Source organism: Paenibacillus sp. FSL R5-0623 (assembly GCF_037974265.1).
GTDB lineage: Bacteria > Bacillota > Bacilli > Paenibacillales > Paenibacillaceae > Paenibacillus.
Genome location: NZ_CP150233.1, coordinates 123,424 through 143,188 on the forward strand (window position 1 = coordinate 123,424; position 19,765 = coordinate 143,188).

Consider the following 19,765-nt stretch of genomic DNA (forward strand, 5'->3'; position numbering starts at 1 on the left):
GTGCCTGATTTTGCGTCGCCTCGAATATAATGGAGGTTAACATTCATGTCGAACATGCGACCGGTACACATCCGGCTGCACAGCCGTTATGAAGGTGAAGATGTGCTGCAGGAAATGCAGGGTGAAGCTGTGTTAAAAGGGTCCGTTCTTTATGTTCGTTATGAAGAACCGCAGGTTGGACCTGAGGGAGGTACAACCCGTACAACATTGAAGCTGGGCGGACAATCCATCAAGATTATACGTCACGGTGAGGTGGAATCGGAGCAGACTTTTGAGTTAAATCGGAAGCTTCCTGGTTTCTACCGATCACCATACATGTCGTTTGCCCTGTCCACGCATACACAGAAGCTGGAACTTTCCATTCAGGGATTGAGCGCACGCGCAGCGTGGAGCTACGACTTTTACCGCTTTGATGAAGAATCCGGACATTTCGCGATTAGTTTGCATATACAGGAGGAACCAATTTCATGACACGTAATCCACTAGATACGATTAACGAACGGGTAAGCACGGCCATCGGCAACGCCATTGTGACGGCCGGAATTGTTACGCAGGAGGAATTGCCAGCCATCACATTGGAAGTGCCACGTGAGAAAACACATGGGGACTTGGCTACCAATGCTGCCATGCAGCTGACCAAGATTGCCAAGCGCAATCCGCGTCAGATTGCTGAAGAGATCATTGCCAATCTGAATCTGGCTGAAGCAGGAATCGAGAAGGCTGAGATTGCGGGACCAGGATTCATTAACTTCAAATTGGACAAGAGTTACCTTTACCCAGTACTTGCGCTTGTGCAGGAGCAGGGTAAAGATTACGGAAGAATTAACATCGGAGAAGGACGCAAAGTCGAGATGGAGTTTGTCAGTGCCAACCCGACAGGCAGTTTGCATCTGGGCCATGCCCGTGGAGCAGCTGTAGGTGATGCACTATGTAACATCCTTGACTACGCAGGATATGATGTAACCCGTGAATACTACATTAATGATGCAGGTAATCAGGTGTTTAATCTGGCTCGTTCCATTGAAGCTCGTTATCTGCAAGAGCTGGGTCAGGATGCTGAGATGCCTGAAGACGGTTATCACGGTGAAGATATCAAAGGATTCGCCAAGCAACTTGTTGCTGAAAAGGGTGACGAATTGCTGTCCATGCATCCGGGTGACCGTGCGGCTTATTTCCGTGACTTTGGCCTGGAGAAGGAACTGGACAAGATCAAACGTGACTTGAATCGCTTCCGTGTTAACTTTGACATCTGGTTCAGCGAAACTTCCCTGTACGACAACGGAGAAGTGCTGCGAGTACTTGATGAATTGCGTGACCGCAATGAGATCTATGAGCAAGATGGGGCAACTTGGTTGAAAACGATGCAGTACGGTGACGACAAAGAACGTGTATTGATCAAGAACGATGGCACGTATACTTACCTGACACCAGATATTGCTTATCACCGCGACAAATATGCTCGTGGATATGACACGATGATTAACATCTGGGGTGCCGATCACCACGGATATATTCCACGGATGAAAGCCGCGATGCAAGCACTGGGTAATGACCCTGAGAAACTGGTGGTCTTGATTGCACAGATGGTGAGCTTGTTCCAGAACGGTGAAAAAGTGAAGATGTCCAAGCGTACAGGTAAAGCTGTAACGATGGAAGATCTGATGGATGAAGTCGGCATTGATGCCATCCGTTACTTCTTCACAATGCGCAGTATGGACTCCCATCTGGACTTTGACATGGACCTTGCGATTTCGACATCAAATGAGAATCCGGTATTCTACGTACAGTATGCGCATGCCCGTGTATGCAGCGTATATCGTCAGGCTGAAGAACAGGGTATTGAGCTGTTGCCACTGGCACAGATTGACCTGTCCAAGCTGACAACAGATCATGAGTATGACCTTCTCCGCAAAATGGGAGAGCTGCCTGAGGAGATCTCGGCAGCAGCAACAGGATATGCACCTCATCGTATCATCCGTTATGTATATGAGCTGGCATCCCTGTTCCACAGCTACTACCGTGCAGAACGTGTTATTACGGAAGACGCGCAGCAAACTCAAGCACGTCTGGCACTGATCGGTGCTGTTCGTACCGTTATCGCAACAGCGCTTCGTCTGGTAGGCGTAACCGCTCCTGACAAAATGTAAATTCCAGGCTCGCGGCCTATCCCGCTCTGCCTAAGGCAAAAAGTCTCCATGTCCACGTTGAGTGCCTTCAACGTGGTACATGGAGACTTTTTTGTTGTGTACCCCGGAGCTGAAGAAAACGAAATGCCTGGTCCAAGGCACACTAGCCTGCCCTGACATCACAGCGGGCGTAACTAGGGTCTCAGCCACTACGTAATACTCCCTCGTGCGTACTGCCTGGGCCGGGCTACTACGTTTCGCCACGAGCCTCAATCAAGTTCTGCTGACGGCTGATAGAGCTGGCTCACTCCCCGCCCTCTTGCATTAGCTTCAGGGCATCAATCTCACCACCGCGCACCTTGCTTTTTGCGGTGGTGGTCTTGCGGGCGCGCAGCGGGATCGTAGCACGTTTGACGAGTGTCTTGATTTCACTAGGGGATAACCCCGGATGTTTGGAGAGCAGCAAGGCGATAGCGCCACTCACATGGGACGTCGCCATGGATGTGCCGCTCATTTCGTGATGTTTGCCTTGTACCCAGGAGGAGACAATTTTATCACCGGGTGCATAGACATCCACATATGCGCCACGATTGCTGAAGGACGCAATACGTCTGTTTTTGTCAGTTGCCCCAACAGATATGGTCTGGGGATACCGTGCAGGGTAATCAATACTGCGGCGTTTGCCGTCATTTCCTGACGAAGCAACGATAACGATTCCGGCATGGTACGCACGATTGACAACGTCAAGAAGCGCCTTGCTGCGTGTTTTCATCCCAAAGCTCATATTGATGATATCGACCTTGTTACGTACACACCAGTCGATGCCAAGTACAATGTCGGATACATAAGCTGATCCGTTGTGGTCAAATGCTTTCACCGGATAGATCAGAGAGCGTGGTGCTACACCAATCATGCCTGCGGTACTGTTGGCAGCAGCGATAGTCCCTGCAATGTGGGTACCGTGTCCGTTATCATCATGAGGAAGCAGGCTGCGGTTTAACAGATTGATTCCGCGTGCCAGGGAATAACGAAGATCAGGATGGTGATAATCAGCACCTGTATCAATCACACCGATTTTAATCCGGTGTCCGGTAGACACAGACCATACTTTGGGCGCCCGAATCTGCTTCACACCCCAGGGTATGCCCTGGGCATTGCTTGGTTTGCTGTGGAGTGCGGTGGCATGGAGGGAGATGGGTACGTCTGCTTCAATTGTAATCTCATCCCCATAGCGGTATAGTTCCTCCGGGCGTTGGACTGGAGCGATAATGGAACGAGCCAGTCGCGAGGAACGGACAACTCCAAGATCGGTGAATTCATTCCGCATTCGGGACAATTCTACGAGACAGGCCTCGTACTGCTGCGGTTTGGCAAATCGGATCAAATATCGCCCTCCTTGTTCTGGTTCAGGGCGTCGCATTCCGTCAATCAATTGATGCAATAAACCAGTATAGTCCATAATGGGCAGCCCCCTTCGGGATGAACATGCTGAGGTATTCTATGAATGCGCTCATCCCGCCGCATGGGGAACTTGCCCTTTTTTTACAAAAACACATTCTCTTCGTGTCAAAACGGGCGCAGGGACATATGATGGATGGAGAGCTAGAGGGCTCTTGCGGGGAACCTGGTGAGGAGTAATCCTCCAAGGGTATACAGTCAGAAGGCGGAGGGGACTCCGTCTTTTTTACGATGGAGTTGTCTCTTTGGCAATAGAGGATATTTCTGTGGGATCGATGTCACTTCACGTTTAATATGTGGACATATTGTTGCTGCTCTCCGCATTTGCGTCACATCCGTACATAAAAACTTGCTTTTTAACGCTAAATAGGTTTTACTTAGGTTTGTTAATGGATATGTTATACGTAACAGTCCAGTTCGTAGGGGTTAAAAAGTGAATTTTGTGTGAGAGGAAGTGTCTGCAGTGAGTACCTCGCTCAATTTGAAAATTGATAAAGAGAAGGTAAAAGAGATCCCTTTGGTGGACCTTGCCTTTATGGTGCTGAAAGCGGCTAATACGCCGTATTACTATCGTGACTTAATGAATGAGGTAGCGAAGCAGCGCGGAATGACTGATGAAGAAATCAACGAGTTTATCGCCCAGCTATATACCGAGATTAATATCGATGGCCGTTTTGCTTGCGTCGGTACAAGCCTGTGGGGCTTAAAGCGCTGGTATCCGGTAGCTGGAACAGAAGATTCCATGACGGGTGCGAAGCGTCCGCGTATCATCAACGATGAAGACGATGATCTGGAAGATGAAGACTTCGGTGAAGAAGAAGACAGCTATAGCAGCGATGAAGGCTTCGACAGCACGGATAAAGACGAAGAAGAAGACGAAGAAGAGGAAGAAGAAGACGACATCTTTGACGAAGAAGACAGCGAAGAAGAAGTGCTGGTTGAAGATGACGATCTGGAAGATGAAGACCTCGAAGAAGACGAAGAAGAGTCCGAAAACGAGGATGAATTTGACGACGATTCTGATAATCGGTAGTCATTTTTGACGTCTATAATTTACCCGTTTCCCCGGAATAGTCAGCCTTGACAGCAGACGGGGTAACGGGTAAACTATTGCATGGGCTTATGAATGAGCGACAATATATTTATGTTTTTTATAGAAGGTGCCCCGTCCTGCGGGAGTACTTTTTTTTGTATTTTTAGAGGCATAATTTTGCAAAATGTTTTCAATTCCACATGCTCCCGGCCAACATTTCGTGGCCCGTTTTTGTATATCAAAAACACGAAATGGAATGAAGGCTACCGGAATGTTTGCACCATTTTTTGCTGTAAAACAATGTTTATTTAAACCGTCTTCGCAGAAAGAGCAGTTCGCAGATGCAGGGAATTTCTGCCATTGCTCTTTTTAACGATGATTACCTGGGAAACAGGTTACGATAACACCATATATCGCCTGAATTTCTGTACTTATATTAGGAGGGTAATAACAGTGACAAAGTATATTTTCGTGACGGGCGGAGTTGTGTCCTCCCTGGGCAAAGGGATTACGGCTGCTTCTCTGGGCAGATTGCTGAAAAACAGAGGGCTTAAGGTAACGATCCAGAAATTTGATCCATATATTAACATCGACCCAGGGACAATGAGCCCTTATCAGCATGGCGAGGTTTTTGTAACGGATGATGGCGCGGAAACGGATCTGGACCTTGGCCACTATGAACGTTTTATTGATATCAATCTCTCCAAAAACAGCAACGTCACGACTGGTAAAGTATACTCTTCCGTCATCAGCAAAGAGCGGCGCGGGGAATATCTGGGCGGAACGGTACAAGTTATTCCACACATTACGAACGAGATCAAAGAGCGTGTATTCCGCGCTGGACGTGAAGCGGGTTCGGATGTGGTTATTACGGAAATTGGCGGAACAGTGGGCGACATTGAGAGTTTGCCTTTTCTGGAAGCTATCCGTCAGATCAAGAGTGATGTAGGTCGCGACAATGTGATGTATATCCACGTAACACTTATTCCTTATATCAAAGCAGCTGGTGAAGTGAAAACAAAACCAACGCAACATAGTGTTAAGGAATTACGCAGCATCGGTATTCAACCAAATGTGATTGTATGCCGTACAGAGTATGAATTGTCTAAAGACATGAAGGCCAAGATCGCTCTCTTCTGCGACATTGATGAGAATGCCGTGGTTGAATGTCGTGATGCAGACACGTTGTATCAAGTACCTCTGAACCTGCGTGAAGAAGGTTTGGATGAGATCGTGGTAAATCACCTGAAACTGACTACTCCTGCACCGGATATGAGCGAGTGGGAAGGGCTGGTTGACCGGATCAACAAGTTGGAGCATACAGTTGAGATCGCTATTGTTGGTAAATATGTAGCGTTGCATGATGCATACCTGAGTGTTGTTGAGTCGTTGTCTCATGCGGGATTTGCATCCAATGCTGATGTGAAAATCCGCTGGGTTCCTTCTGAAGATATTACGGATGAGAATGTAGGCGACCTGTTACATGGTGTTGGCGGTATCCTTGTTCCTGGCGGATTCGGAGATCGTGGTATTGAAGGTAAAGTATCGGCAATCCGTTATGCTCGTGAGAAACAAATTCCGTTCTTCGGGATTTGCCTGGGTATGCAGGTTTCCGTTATTGAATATGCACGTTCCATCGTTGGTTTGAATGGCGCGAACAGTTCCGAGATTAATCCGGCTACGGAATTCCCGGTGATCGATCTGTTGCCTGAGCAAAAAGATATCGAGAATCTGGGTGGAACGATGCGTCTGGGTCTGTATCCTTGTAAGCTTCAGGAAGGTTCTTTGGCGATGGCTTGTTATGATGACGAACTGGTGTATGAGAGACACCGTCACCGGTATGAGTTCAACAATGAATACCGTGAAACGATCGAAAAAGCAGGACTGGTTATCTCGGGTACATCTCCGGATGGACGCCTGGTTGAGATCGTCGAACTTCCAGGACACCCATGGTTCCTGGCGGTACAATTCCATCCGGAATTCACTTCCCGTCCAAACCGTCCGCAACCATTGTTCCGTGAGTTTGTAAAAGCTTCTCTGGAGAATGCGCAGAAGTAATACATGGTTTTAGTGTTAACGTAATAGATATTGGGGATGTTCCTGGCAACCATAGCGGCTGCCTGAACATCCCTTTTTTTGCATAAAGAGCAGGTGAAAATGCTTTTTGTCATTTTGTGAAGGTAGCAGGATTTTAATGGAAGAGGTAGAATACTTATCATGACGACTATGGGATAGTTATCCAGATTCGATGATGTGCATGCTTTCCTAATTCTAGGAGGTTACAGAGTGGAAGATAAAAAAGTTTTGATTGTTGATGACCAGAATGGTATTCGAATCCTGTTAATGGAAGTGTTCAGCAGTGAGGGGTATAACACGTTTCAAGCACCCAACGGCAAGGTTGCTCTGGAGATTGTGAATAATGACAAGCCTGACCTGGTATTGCTCGATATGAAGATTCCTGGGATGGACGGTCTTGAAATCCTGAAGCATATTAAAGAAATTGATCCGGGTATCAAGGTGATCATGATGACCGCTTATGGTGAACTGGACATGATTAAGGAAGCAACGGATCTCGGAGCGCTCATGCACTTTACGAAACCGTTTGATATCGACGAGATGCGAGTGGCTGTGAATATGCAACTTCGCAATGGTACTGCCAATAAATGCAGCTGAATCCTGTTGATACAGGATTTTTTTGCGTGTGGGGAACATAGAAGGTGCTTGGTGGGAGAATGGGGTATTTCACTCCTTCATCCGGGGAATATTGGAAATGGGGAAGTTATAAAGCGGTGTCTATGAAAACTGTGCTGCAAAGCACAGCATTTTTGCAAATGCTTGTTTAGTATTTGACATGGGATGTGGTATAATAAGCCCGTATGTGATTTCGGCTAAAAACCATAGACACAACCCAAACCCCTAGGAGGATTGAAACCATGCCATTAGTATCTATGACAGACATGTTGAACAAAGCACTTGAAGGAAAATATGCAGTTGGTCAATACAACATCAATAACCTTGAGTGGACTCAAGCGATTCTTGGTGCTGCTGAAGAAGAGAAATCCCCAGTAATCTTGGGTGTATCCGAAGGCGCAGCACGTCACATTGGTGGCTTCTACACTGTAGTTAAAATGGTAGAAGGACTCATTCACGACATGAAAATCACCGTTCCAGTTGCAATTCACCTGGACCACGGTTCAAGCTTCGACAAGTGTAAAGAAGCGATCGATGCTGGATTCACATCCGTTATGATCGACGGTTCCCACCACTCTATCGATGAGAACATCGAAATGACTAAAAAAGTTGTTGAATATGCACATGCTAAAGGCGTTTCTGTAGAAGCTGAAGTAGGTACTGTAGGCGGACAAGAAGACGACGTTATCGGCGGCATCATGTACGCTGACCTGAACGAGTGTATCCGTATCGTTAAAGAAACAGGTATTGATACATTGGCACCAGCTCTTGGTTCCGTACACGGTCCTTACCATGGCGAGCCTAACCTGGGCTTCAAAGAAATGGAAGAAGTTCGTGACGCGGTACAAGTTCCACTCGTATTGCACGGTGGTACAGGTATTCCTAAACACGACATCGACAAAGCCATTTCCCTGGGTACATCCAAAATCAACGTAAACACAGAGAACCAAATTGCTTTTGCAAGAGTGGTTCGTGAAGTGCTTGCAGCTAAACCAGATGCTTACGATCCACGTACATTCATCGTACCAGGCCGTGAAGCAATCAAAGAAACCGTTAAAGGTAAAATCCGCGAGTTTGGTTCTAACAACAAAGCGTAATTTATCTTTACCAGTTCCATACTGTGAAATGGAAAAACACCGCCTAGCCGGTGTCTTTCCATTTTCACACCTTATTTCTACATCGGAAGCCAACAGCACGTATTGCCGTTCATCGGCTGCAAAACACGTAGGGGGACATTAAGCTTTATGGAAAAATTGATGATTAGTGGCGGACGTCCGTTACAGGGAACTGTAACTATAAGCGGCGCCAAGAACAGCGCCATTGCGCTTATTCCTGCAGCATTGCTTGCCGAGTCAGAAGTCGTGTTGGACAACCTGCCGCTTTTGAGTGACGTGGCGGTTTATGCAGAAATTTTGGAGGAACTCGGAGCACGTGTGACTTGGGAAGGCAGTCAGATGAAGATTGACCCTTCTGACATCAAATCCATTCCTATGCCGAATGGTCCTGTGAAGAAGCTTCGCGCTTCGTATTATATGATGGGTGCATTGCTAGGGCGTTTCAAAGAAGCGACCATAGGTTTACCAGGGGGCTGTAATTTTGAGCCTCGTCCAATTGATCAACATATCAAAGGTTTTGAAGCGCTTGGCGCAACCGTAACAAACGAACATGGCTCCATTCATTTGCATGCCAAAGAGCTGCGCGGAGCAAAAATCTATCTTGATGTAAGCAGTGTCGGCGCAACCATTAATATCATGCTGGCGGCTACTCGTGCCAAAGGCTCTACAATTATCGAAAACGCGGCTAAAGAGCCTGAGATTATAGATGTAGCAACACTTCTGAATTCCATGGGTGCCAGCATCAAGGGTGCAGGTACCGAAACGATCCGTATTGAAGGGGTCTCGGAGCTTAAAGGCTGCCGTCATTCCATCATTCCGGACCGTATCCAAGCAGGTACGTATATGATCGCTGCAGCGGCGACGCGCGGAGATGTTCTGATTGACAATGTGATTCCCAAACATCTGGAAGCTTTAACGGCAAAGCTGCTGGAAATGGGTGTTGGCATTGAGGAATTGGATGAAAGTATACGTGTCATTGGTAAACCAAGCTATAACCACGTTGACGTGAAGGCACTTGTATATCCTGGTTTTCCAACGGATCTACAGTCACCCATGACCAGTGTTTTAACACAGGCAACCGGTGTGAGTGTCCTGAGCGACTTTGTATACAGTAATCGTTTCAAGCACGTGCCAGAGCTGGTGCGGATGGGCGCTAAGATTCGGGTAGAAGGACGGTCAGCGATTATTGAAGGCAGTGCATTAAACGCAGCCAAAGTAAAAGCATCCGATCTTCGCGCTGGGGCAGCGCTGGTAATTGCAGGTCTCACTGTCAGTGAAGGTGTGACTGAAGTAACGGGGGTCGAATATATCGACCGCGGTTATGATCATCTGGTGACTAATCTGCGCCTGCTCGGTGCAGATGTATGGCGGGAAACTGATTAATAGGAAGCAATATGCATAATTCGATCCTACACATGTTTTTTTAACTGAACTGCATATCTTTTTGTTGATTGGGTAAACCTGTTTTAATAGAGTTCTCAGTCTCTCCGGCATAAGACGAAATGTTTCTGTTTCCTTTACCGGAGGGTCTTTTTTTGAATTAAACTTCATATGGCTGTAAGAACATCATTTCTCATCCCCAACCCCCGGTTTTGTTTGAACTGCGCTCCACAGCCGGTCTATCCGGATTGATCGCCTCAATGCATCGTTCACTCAATAGCGGATCTGCCGAATGTTGGCCATCCCACCCGGAAACTTACACTCAAAGACAAGTATTTGCATTATAACGGTTACATTCCGTACAATGGACAGAAGGGATTGTGGCAGACGCCGCTCTCTATAGCCGGAACATCTAGCGAAACTATCCATTTCACACGGACTTATTAATTGAATAGGTGGTTATTATATGGATCTACAAATTTCCGATTTGGAAGAAATGAAACTAACGGACCTCTACAAACTGGCCAAAAAATATCAGATACCTTACTATGGTACGTTAAAAAAGAAAGAATTAATCTTTGCTATACTACGTGCACAAGCTGAACAAAGTGGCCTGATGTTCATGCAAGGCGTACTCGAGATTTTACCTGAAGGTTACGGATTCTTAAGACCTATCAACTACTTGCCAAGTACAGAAGACATCTACATCTCAGCTTCTCAGATTCGCAAGTTTGACCTCAGAACAGGTGACCTCGTATCAGGTAAGTGTAGAACGCCTAAGGAAAATGAGAGATACTTCGGTTTGTTGCAAGTCAACGCTGTAAATGGTGAGAATCCATCGGCGGCTGCAGAGCGACTTCACTTCCCGGCACTAACTCCACTGTATCCGCAGAAAAAACTGGTTCTCGAAACATCCCCCAACCATTTGTCCACACGCATTATGGATGTGCTTGCCCCGGTAGGATTGGGACAGCGCGGATTGATCGTAGCACCTCCCAAAGCGGGTAAAACGCTTCTCCTCAAAGAAATTGCCAACAGCATCTCAACTAACAATCCAGAAATTGAACTGTTTGTCCTGTTGATTGACGAACGTCCAGAGGAAGTAACGGATATGTCGCGTTCGGTAAAAGGGGAAGTTGTGGCTTCAACATTTGATGAGCTGCCTGAGAATCATATTAAGGTGGCGGAATTGGTGCTTGAACGTGCGCTTCGTCTGGTTGAGGCCAAAAAGGATGTTGTTATCCTGCTGGATAGCATTACACGTCTTGCCCGTGCATATAATCTGGTTATTCCACCATCTGGTCGTACACTTAGTGGTGGTATTGATCCAGCTGCATTCCATCGTCCGAAACGTTTCTTCGGTTCTGCACGGAACGTGGAAGAAGGTGGAAGCCTGACTATTCTGGCAACTGCCTTAATTGATACCGGATCACGTATGGATGACGTCATTTATGAAGAATTTAAGGGTACAGGTAATATGGAGCTTCATCTGGACCGTCGTTTGGCAGAGCGCCGCATATTCCCGGCAATCGACATTCGTCGTTCCGGTACACGTCGTGAAGAAGTGTTGCTTAGCAAGGAAGAGTTGGATACAATCTGGGCGATTCGTAAAAACATGAATGATTCCCATGACTTTGTTGAAGGATTCCTGAAAAAACTTCGTAACAGCAAGACAAATGCAGAGTTTTTGGCGGCATTTGATTCGGCGGGTAATAGCCCAACAAGCAATTCGGGGACAACCACAACCCGTCGCTCACCTAGACAGACAGCAACGTCAGGTACATCGACGTAAGTGTCGTTCGACTAATCACTTTCTTTTTGCAGCATTGCTGTGAATGTTACAATATACTCGTCGTTAGGTTTAACCCATTAGATGTGAGGAGAACATCATGTATTTAGTATACGCAGATGAAAAAGGTAATGTATTTGATCATCCTTCCCTGTACGGGCTTGCCCGCAGTGGAGATATGATCGTTGAGATTATGGAAGACGAACTCATCCCTTTGCCAGAGGGTGCAACGCTGGTTGGACTTCCGAGTACCCGGCCCATTGGTATGGACCCGGACACAGGTGAGATGTTGCCAATGCCAACGGACACACAGGCTGTAGGTGCGTTGCTTCCACAGGGATTCACTCGTTTGTGTCTCCCTGGTTATGTGAAGACGGATAAAGAGTATAAATTGCCGTTATTCGGCTATTCCGCAGTGGTTTGGAAAGATGGCGGTTTCTATGTCACGGCTGCGAAGTCGGATAGTCCTGACCAATGGAATCCTCTGAACTGTGATCGTGACGATGTGCGTTCCGGAGTTAAACGGTTGACGGAGCAATATCCCGAGAACCGTCTTTTTACCCATCTATCCAATTGTGCGCTTGGTTATGAATGCCTAACTTCATCGAACACGTTCCTGAATCGTTGGGAAGGTGGAGTGCCGGTATCCTATTCATGCAATGCGGGCTGTTTCGGGTGTATCTCCGAGCAACCGGATGATAGCGGCTTTGTTTCCCCGCAGACACGTATGAACTTCCGACCACGTGTGGATGAGATTGTGGAGGTTATGCTGGAACACCTGAAGACGCCGGAGTCCATCATTAGCTTTGGACAAGGTTGTGAAGGGGAGCCTTCCACGCAGGCCAAGCTGATTATTGAAGCGATTCGCGAAGTGCGTTCCGTAACGGACATGGGGTATATCAACATTAATACCAATGCCGGACTGAACGATCACATTAGAGGTATTGTAGATGCTGGGTTGGATCTGATGCGCGTAAGTACAATTAGCGCACTGGATGACCACTATAACGCCTACTATAAACCGCGTGGTTATACCTTAGCCAATGTTGAGAAATCGATGAAATATGCAGCGCAGCAGGGTGTATACACGTCCATTAACTACCTGATCTTCCCAGGCGTAACAGATCGTGAAGAAGAGATTGAGGCGATGATTGAGTTTGCGAGAAGAACCGATCTACGCTTGATTCAGATGCGTAATCTCAATATTGATCCAGAGAGCTATCTGGAATTAATTCCTCCTGCTCAAGGTGATATTTTGGGCATGAAGCAGATGATTGAGATTTTCGAAGACGAGCTGCCTGATGTTGTGATCGGATCGTATACCCATGTTCCACCCGCTGGAATGGCACGTCCAAAACGGTTGATTACCTCATAACAATAATGGATTGCAACAGGCACAAGGCCGTGTTATAATCTCAGAGTTGTGCCATTTACTCTGGGTCCGCTTGAGGCTCAGGGCGGAAAGAGGTGAAAGGTAATGAAAGAAGCAATTCATCCTAATTACACGATTGGTCAAGTATCTTGCGCTTGCGGGAATACTTTTGAGACAGGTTCGGTTAAAGACGGACTTCGTGTAGAGATTTGCTCCGCGTGCCACCCGTTCTTCACAGGTAAACAGAAGTTTATCGATGCTGGCGGCCGTGTTGATCGTTTCAAGAAGAAATACGGAATCTAATTGGACAATTCTTGGAGTTGTCTGCTAATTGCATCCAACACACCCCTGCTGATCTGGCAGGGGTTTTTATATATTTTATAGGTAAGCATGGTTGCTTACGAGTTCCTCTGGTTGCAATTTGGATAACCTTACGTTATACTATTTCTTACCGTGCTAGATGGGGAGGTAGCGGTGCCCTGTAACTCGCAATCCGCTATAGCGAGGTTGAATTCCTGCTAGAGGTTTTGCCGATGTGAGGTTTGGTCCCTAAACGTGGTGTTGACGGTTGGGTCCTCCGCAATGAGTACTCATGAACCTGGTCAGGTCCGGAAGGAAGCAGCCATAAGTGAGATCACTCTTGTGCCGGAGGGTTGCCTAGCCCGAGCTATTGTTCAGGGGTGCCACTTGGATCGCAAATATCGATAGCAGGTGCACGGCTTACCATTTAAATGTAGAGACCTTTGCAGTAGTATGTATGCAGAGGTCTTTTTGATATGTCTTAATAAACCGCATGAATGAGTCAGATAAAGTTTGGATTCACCCTAGAATATAGTATAATAGGGGAACGACAAAGGACTCGAATGCGAAGTGGAAGGAAGGTAACGCATCATGGAGCATATCGCGTTATACCGGGCTTGGCGTCCCCAGTCGTTTCAAGATATGGTGGGGCAACAGCATATTATTCAGACCTTGCAGAACGCGATTCGTGAACAGCGGACTTCCCATGCCTACTTATTTAGCGGGCCCAGAGGAACGGGAAAGACAAGTGCCGCCAAGATTTTGGCCAAAGCTGTGAACTGCGAACGTGGGCCTGCGCCTGAACCTTGTAACGAGTGTGAAGCTTGCCGCAGAATTACGACTGGCGCTGTGATGGATGTGCAGGAGATTGATGCTGCATCCAATCGGGGCGTTGAGGAAATCCGTGATCTTCGGGAAAAGGTTAAATATGCGCCAACCGAGGTCCGGCAGAAAGTCTATATTATTGATGAAGTGCACATGCTGACAACGGAGGCATTCAATGCTTTGCTCAAAACATTGGAAGAGCCACCACCACATGTGATGTTTATTTTGGCAACAACGGAACCGCACCGCCTTCCGGCTACCATTATATCGCGCTGTCAGCGATTTGATTTTCGCCGGGTATCCCTGGAAGAACAGACAGCGAGACTTACACTGATCTGTGAACAGGAAGGCATGGAAGCTGACCAGGATGCGCTCCAATACATTGCCCGTTTATCGGACGGTGGAATGAGGGATGCACTTAGTGTGCTGGATCAGATCTCTTCATTTACGGATGGACGAGTAACGTACCAGCAGGTTATGGACATGACGGGTGGAATTGCTTCAGAGCAATTTGCCAAACTGGCTGCTTCGCTGCTCAAAGGTGATGTTGGTCATATTTTGCAGATGATTGAAGGTTTCATGCATGAAGGAAAGAGTGCAGACAAGTGCATGGAGAATTTACTGTATTATTTCCGTGATTTGCTTATGATTAAGATGGTACCTGATGCAGACAAACTGACGGACCGGGTACTTAATCCGGAGTCTTTCCGTGATATGGCGGAGTCATTCACCAAGGAACAACTGTTCCACATGATTGACACCCTTAATAGGTACCAGAGTGAAATGAAATATGCAGTACAACCACAGACATTATTTGAAGTTGCATTGCTTAAACTGTGTAGTATTCCAGCTCAAGGTGAGGCTTCTGTTCAGGTGGGAGCTTCAGCTCATGCAGCACCTGCTGATGGGGGAGAGATCAACCGCTTGAAGCAGCAGCTTGCTGAGTTGGAGAAGAAGTTGGATCGTGCACTGAAAAGTGGTTTGTCTGGTGGAGAAGGTTCATCGAGTGCTCCATCTCGCCCGGCAACAAGAGCGCCGGTATCGAGAGGCAATTCGCCTGCGAAGCTTCCTGCACAGTTGGATCAGTATGTTGCACGCAAGGGAGCCCCTGAGTTCGCAGAGATCAGCAAAAAATGGAGTCAGATCCTGCAACGAGTGAAGGAAGAGAGGGTTACCGTTCACGCCTGGTTTGTGGATGGTGAGCCGGTATCATTGCTTGAAGACAATGTGTTGGTTGCTTTTAAAAACAACATTCACCGTGAAACAACGGAGAAGCAGGCTAACCGCGAAGTCATTGAGCGAGTGTTGTCCGAACAGCTTGGGCGTCCTGCACGATTGGTGACGATGATGCTAAAAGATTGGACCGGAGCAATGGAGGGAGCTTCTGAAGCGCCAAAGGAGGACTTTAAGCTTGAACCTGAGCATGAAGACGGCGGTTCAGGCAACAAACAGCCTTGGATTGATGAAGCCATCCAGCTCTTTGGTGAGGACCTTGTAGTGATCAAAGAATAATGCGCATAGCGCGATAACCATAACAAAGGAGATGAACAATTATGAACAACATGAACCAAATGATGAAACAAGTGAAGAAAATGCAGGAGCAAATGCTGAAAGCGCAAGAGGAACTGGCGGACAAAACAGTCCAAGGTACTTCTGGTGGCGGTGTAGTGACGGCTGAAGTTAACGGACATAAGAAATTGCTTGCTATCACGATCAAACCTGAAGCGGTAGATCCGGAAGATGTTGAAATGTTGCAGGATCTCGTTATGACAGCTGTTAATGATGCAATGGCCAAAGCCGATGAGATTGCCAACAAGGATATGGGCAAGTTTACAGGCGGCATGAATATTCCGGGATTATTTTAATTAAAAATTGATCCTGTCAAAGGAGACATAATCGATTGTATTATCCCGAACCGATAGCCAAGCTGATTGATGCCTTCACCCGGTTGCCGGGTGTGGGTCCCAAGACGGCAGCGCGTTTAGCTTTTCATGTGCTTAACATGAAGGAAGATGACGTTATCGATTTTGCCAAAGCACTCGTAAGTGTGAAGCGTAATCTTCATTACTGTTCTGTATGTTGTAATATCACTGATACGGACCCGTGTCGCATCTGTCAGGATAAGTCCAGGGATGTCTCTGTAATCTGTGTAGTTCAGGATTCGAAAGATCTGGTGGCCATGGAGCGCACCAAGGAATTCGATGGGTACTATCATGTGTTACAGGGCGCGATTTCACCTATGGAGGGGATTGGCCCAGACGATATTCGTTTGAAGGAACTCCTAGTTCGATTAAGTGATGAACGCATAAAAGAGATCATCTTGGCAACGAACCCCAACATTGAGGGTGAGGCTACAGCGATGTATATCTCCCGCTTGGTGCGTCCGTTTGAGATCAGTGTGACCCGGATTGCGCATGGATTGCCTGTAGGCGGTGATCTTGAGTATGCGGATGAAGTGACCCTTTCCAAAGCGTTGGAAGGGCGCAGGGAGATGCGTTAGTGTGATCGATTTGTATTACGCAGCGGACTTCCTTGGAAACTACGGATGTTAAATAAGTTTCGATGTGCAAAGAGAGCCTTAGGGCTCTCTTTTTTTTTTTATGAAGAAAATGAATGTCCGAGTTCTAAGTTTGTCCTTTCTCTGATAAGTATGAGAATATGCTGTGCTGATCAGGAGGGGGAGAGTTTATGTTTTTGTGGAGAAATACACGGAACTCGGTAGAGAAACACAACAGAATGTTGAAGGAACTTGAGGCGGATCAGATCTATGCAGATATTCAGATGGCTAAGCAGGAATGGGAACGGGCTATGAGACAGTTTGAAGATGCGCAGGGGCAGGATGAGATTGATTATGCCATTTATGTATTGGAGGCAGCTGAGCGGAAATACCAGATCCACTTGAGAAGAGCGAAGCGAGCCAGAGCTAATGATGATGTTACATCACAGCGAGGGATTAGTATGTAGTCACGTTTACATTAAACACGGAGGTGTAACATATGAAGAGTATCATACTTGGAAGTGTGTTGATTATATCATTACTGGGGCTTATCGTTGTTTTATTCAGAAAGCGGATAGGGTTATCGTTTTTCACATCATTCGGAATTCACCTGGTGCTGGCTGCAGTAGGGATATATATCGTGAATTATTCCGGCTGGATTACAGGAACCTACATCCCGCTGAACCCTGCGACGATAGGGACTGTAACTGTTTTGGGATTGCCAGGTGTGGGGCTATTATTAGGGTTGAAAATTTCTTTGTTCGGATAGTTGACTCGCAGGATATTTATATGGTACATTATATCTCGTTGCTTTGCTTGCTTGGTTAGATGCTTTAGATGAAATGAAGGAGTTCATTGCGAACTTCGAAAAATAATTTCAAAAAAACACTTGACCAAAACAAACGAAGTATGATATATTATAAAAGTCGCCGCTGAGAGAAAATGGTGACAAAAAAACGAGTTTGATCTTTGAAAACTGAACAACGAGTGAGTAAACATTCTGCTTGCAGAATGAACGCGAAAGTTTGAAACAAGCCTTGGCTTGAATCGACTGGAGCACAAATGAGATTTTTAATCTCGTCAGATTCAAAATGAGCTTATCGCTCTTTTCAATACTTTATTGGAGAGTTTGATCCTGGCTCAGGACGAACGCTGGCGGCATGCCTAATACATGCAAGTCGAGCGGACTTGAAGAGAAGCTTGCTTCTCTGATGGTTAGCGGCGGACGGGTGAGTAACACGTAGGCAACCTGCCCTCAAGTTTGGGACAACTACCGGAAACGGTAGCTAATACCGAATAATTGTTTTCTTCGCCTGAAGGAAACTGGAAAGACGGAGCAATCTGTCACTTGGGGATGGGCCTGCGGCGCATTAGCTAGTTGGTGGGGTAACGGCTCACCAAGGCGACGATGCGTAGCCGACCTGAGAGGGTGATCGGCCACACTGGGACTGAGACACGGCCCAGACTCCTACGGGAGGCAGCAGTAGGGAATCTTCCGCAATGGGCGAAAGCCTGACGGAGCAATGCCGCGTGAGTGATGAAGGTTTTCGGATCGTAAAGCTCTGTTGCCAGGGAAGAACGCTTGGGAGAGTAACTGCTCTCAAGGTGACGGTACCTGAGAAGAAAGCCCCGGCTAACTACGTGCCAGCAGCCGCGGTAATACGTAGGGGGCAAGCGTTGTCCGGAATTATTGGGCGTAAAGCGCGCGCAGGCGGTCATTTAAGTCTGGTGTTTAATCCCGGGGCTCAACCCCGGATCGCACTGGAAACTGGGTGACTTGAGTGCAGAAGAGGAGAGTGGAATTCCACGTGTAGCGGTGAAATGCGTAGATATGTGGAGGAACACCAGTGGCGAAGGCGACTCTCTGGGCTGTAACTGACGCTGAGGCGCGAAAGCGTGGGGAGCAAACAGGATTAGATACCCTGGTAGTCCACGCCGTAAACGATGAGTGCTAGGTGTTAGGGGTTTCGATACCCTTGGTGCCGAAGTTAACACATTAAGCACTCCGCCTGGGGAGTACGGTCGCAAGACTGAAACTCAAAGGAATTGACGGGGACCCGCACAAGCAGTGGAGTATGTGGTTTAATTCGAAGCAACGCGAAGAACCTTACCAGGTCTTGACATCCCTCTGACCGGTACAGAGATGTACCTTTCCTTCGGGACAGAGGAGACAGGTGGTGCATGGTTGTCGTCAGCTCGTGTCGTGAGATGTTGGGTTAAGTCCCGCAACGAGCGCAACCCTTATATTTAGTTGCCAGCACTTCGGGTGGGCACTCTAGATAGACTGCCGGTGACAAACCGGAGGAAGGTGGGGATGACGTCAAATCATCATGCCCCTTATGACCTGGGCTACACACGTACTACAATGGCCGGTACAACGGGCTGCGAAATCGCGAGATGGAGCCAATCCCAACAAAGCCGGTCTCAGTTCGGATTGCAGGCTGCAACTCGCCTGCATGAAGTCGGAATTGCTAGTAATCGCGGATCAGCATGCCGCGGTGAATACGTTCCCGGGTCTTGTACACACCGCCCGTCACACCACGAGAGTTTATAACACCCGAAGTCGGTGGGGTAACCGCAAGGAGCCAGCCGCCGAAGGTGGGATAGATGATTGGGGTGAAGTCGTAACAAGGTAGCCGTATCGGAAGGTGCGGCTGGATCACCTCCTTTCTATGGAGAATCGTTTCCCGAGTGGAAACATTCAAATATGCAGCTTAGCTGCAAAACACTCACTCGTTGCTCAGTTTTGAGAGCTCAAACTCTCAAACGTTTGGTGGCGATAGCGAAGGGGTTCCACACGTTCCCATCCCGAACACGACCGTTAAGCCCTTCAGCGTCAATGGTACTTGGACCGCAGGGTCCTGGGAGAGTAGAACGCCGCCAAGCGTAACCCATTTTGGGTTCAAATAGTATATGTAATGTGGGCCCTTAGCTCAGTTGGTTAGAGCGCACCTCTGATAAGGGTGAGGCCGGTGGTTCGAGTCCACCAGGGCCCACCATCTATACCTTTAAACTTTATATGGGGCCATAGCTCAGCTGGGAGAGCGCCTGCCTTGCAAGCAGGAGGTCAGCGGTTCGATCCCGCTTGGCTCCACCAAAAAAATGTTTTATAAGCTTGTTCTTTGAAAACTAGATATCGAAACGAAACAAACGCGAATTAGAACATTCCTTTTTAGCTG

The 19,765-nt window shown here is 47.4% G+C and carries 16 protein-coding genes, 2 tRNA genes, 2 rRNA genes and 1 other RNA gene; 20 read left to right on the forward strand and 1 reads right to left on the reverse strand.

All coding sequences use genetic code 11. The annotated features are described in order from the left end of the window. The first annotated feature begins 45 nt into the window (after positions 1-45). Both MKY92_RS00590 and argS read left to right on the forward strand, forming a co-directional pair. Positions 46-471: a DUF1934 domain-containing protein gene (locus MKY92_RS00590; RefSeq protein ID WP_017691299.1), complete on the forward strand. Its 426-nt coding sequence runs from the start codon at positions 46-48 to the stop codon at positions 469-471. Further along, entirely contained in the window at positions 468-2,147 is a 1,680-nt protein-coding gene (argS, locus tag MKY92_RS00595) for an arginine--tRNA ligase (RefSeq protein ID WP_339298757.1), read from the forward strand. The genes MKY92_RS00590 and argS overlap by 4 nt, the downstream gene beginning before the upstream one ends. A 283-nt stretch (positions 2,148-2,430) precedes the next feature. On the opposite strand, the gene MKY92_RS00600 is transcribed toward argS, so the two are convergent. Further along, entirely contained in the window at positions 2,431-3,585 is a 1,155-nt protein-coding gene (locus MKY92_RS00600) for a S8 family peptidase (RefSeq protein WP_339298758.1), read from the reverse strand. Between the two features lie 462 nt (positions 3,586-4,047). Here MKY92_RS00600 and rpoE point away from each other — a divergent pair, with 462 nt between their 5' ends. From rpoE to MKY92_RS00690, 18 genes are all read left to right on the forward strand, one after another. Beyond that, positions 4,048-4,617, forward strand: a complete 570-nt coding sequence (rpoE, locus tag MKY92_RS00605; RefSeq protein ID WP_047841137.1) for a DNA-directed RNA polymerase subunit delta — start codon at positions 4,048-4,050, stop codon at positions 4,615-4,617. A gap of 453 nt (positions 4,618-5,070) precedes the next feature. Beyond that, entirely contained in the window at positions 5,071-6,675 is a 1,605-nt protein-coding gene (locus MKY92_RS00610; RefSeq protein WP_339298759.1) for a CTP synthase, read from the forward strand. A 228-nt stretch (positions 6,676-6,903) separates the two neighbouring features. Then, complete coding sequence (locus MKY92_RS00615) at positions 6,904-7,290, forward strand: response regulator (protein ID WP_017691292.1); 387 nt, start codon at positions 6,904-6,906, stop codon at positions 7,288-7,290. Positions 7,291-7,550: 260 nt separating this feature from the next. Next, complete coding sequence (gene fba, locus MKY92_RS00620) at positions 7,551-8,405, forward strand: class II fructose-1,6-bisphosphate aldolase (protein ID WP_036607263.1); 855 nt, start codon at positions 7,551-7,553, stop codon at positions 8,403-8,405. A 147-nt stretch (positions 8,406-8,552) separates the two neighbouring features. Next, positions 8,553-9,806, forward strand: coding sequence for a UDP-N-acetylglucosamine 1-carboxyvinyltransferase (locus MKY92_RS00625; RefSeq protein WP_017691290.1), 1,254 nt, complete (start codon positions 8,553-8,555; stop codon positions 9,804-9,806). A gap of 463 nt (positions 9,807-10,269) precedes the next feature. Beyond that, positions 10,270-11,595, forward strand: a complete 1,326-nt coding sequence (rho, locus tag MKY92_RS00630; protein WP_036607258.1) for a transcription termination factor Rho — start codon at positions 10,270-10,272, stop codon at positions 11,593-11,595. 97 nt (positions 11,596-11,692) lie between these two features. Then, positions 11,693-12,967 (forward strand): radical SAM protein, encoded by a 1,275-nt coding sequence (locus MKY92_RS00635; protein WP_339298760.1) that lies wholly within the window; start codon positions 11,693-11,695, stop codon positions 12,965-12,967. 102 nt (positions 12,968-13,069) lie between these two features. Then, positions 13,070-13,267 carry a 50S ribosomal protein L31 gene (rpmE, locus tag MKY92_RS00640; RefSeq protein ID WP_036607255.1) on the forward strand — a complete coding sequence of 66 codons (198 nt, stop codon included), beginning with the start codon at positions 13,070-13,072 and terminating at the stop codon, positions 13,265-13,267. Positions 13,268-13,415: 148 nt separating this feature from the next. Continuing rightward, positions 13,416-13,683, forward strand: an RNA gene (gene ffs, locus MKY92_RS00645) — signal recognition particle sRNA large type. Between the two features lie 172 nt (positions 13,684-13,855). Next, the gene (gene dnaX, locus MKY92_RS00650) at positions 13,856-15,601 is read left to right on the forward strand and encodes a DNA polymerase III subunit gamma/tau (RefSeq protein ID WP_221824830.1); all 1,746 of its coding nucleotides are present in this window, start codon (positions 13,856-13,858) and stop codon (positions 15,599-15,601) included. A gap of 41 nt (positions 15,602-15,642) precedes the next feature. Then, complete coding sequence (locus MKY92_RS00655; protein ID WP_036607248.1) at positions 15,643-15,954, forward strand: YbaB/EbfC family nucleoid-associated protein; 312 nt, start codon at positions 15,643-15,645, stop codon at positions 15,952-15,954. A gap of 35 nt (positions 15,955-15,989) precedes the next feature. After that, on the forward strand, positions 15,990-16,589 hold the full coding sequence (recR, locus tag MKY92_RS00660; protein WP_036607246.1) for a recombination mediator RecR: 600 nt from the start codon (positions 15,990-15,992) through the stop codon (positions 16,587-16,589). A gap of 188 nt (positions 16,590-16,777) precedes the next feature. Continuing rightward, positions 16,778-17,053: a DUF2508 family protein gene (locus tag MKY92_RS00665; RefSeq protein ID WP_074092951.1), complete on the forward strand. Its 276-nt coding sequence runs from the start codon at positions 16,778-16,780 to the stop codon at positions 17,051-17,053. A gap of 32 nt (positions 17,054-17,085) precedes the next feature. Further along, entirely contained in the window at positions 17,086-17,355 is a 270-nt protein-coding gene (locus MKY92_RS00670) for a pro-sigmaK processing inhibitor BofA family protein (RefSeq protein ID WP_339298761.1), read from the forward strand. A 348-nt stretch (positions 17,356-17,703) separates the two neighbouring features. Continuing rightward, positions 17,704-19,256 (forward strand): 16S ribosomal RNA (locus MKY92_RS00675). A 99-nt stretch (positions 19,257-19,355) separates the two neighbouring features. Next, positions 19,356-19,472: ribosomal RNA gene (rrf, locus tag MKY92_RS00680) — 5S ribosomal RNA — on the forward strand. Positions 19,473-19,508: 36 nt separating this feature from the next. Beyond that, positions 19,509-19,585 (forward strand) — tRNA-Ile (locus MKY92_RS00685). 22 nt (positions 19,586-19,607) lie between these two features. Then, positions 19,608-19,683, forward strand: a tRNA-Ala gene (locus MKY92_RS00690). The last annotated feature ends 82 nt before the right edge of the window (positions 19,684-19,765 follow it).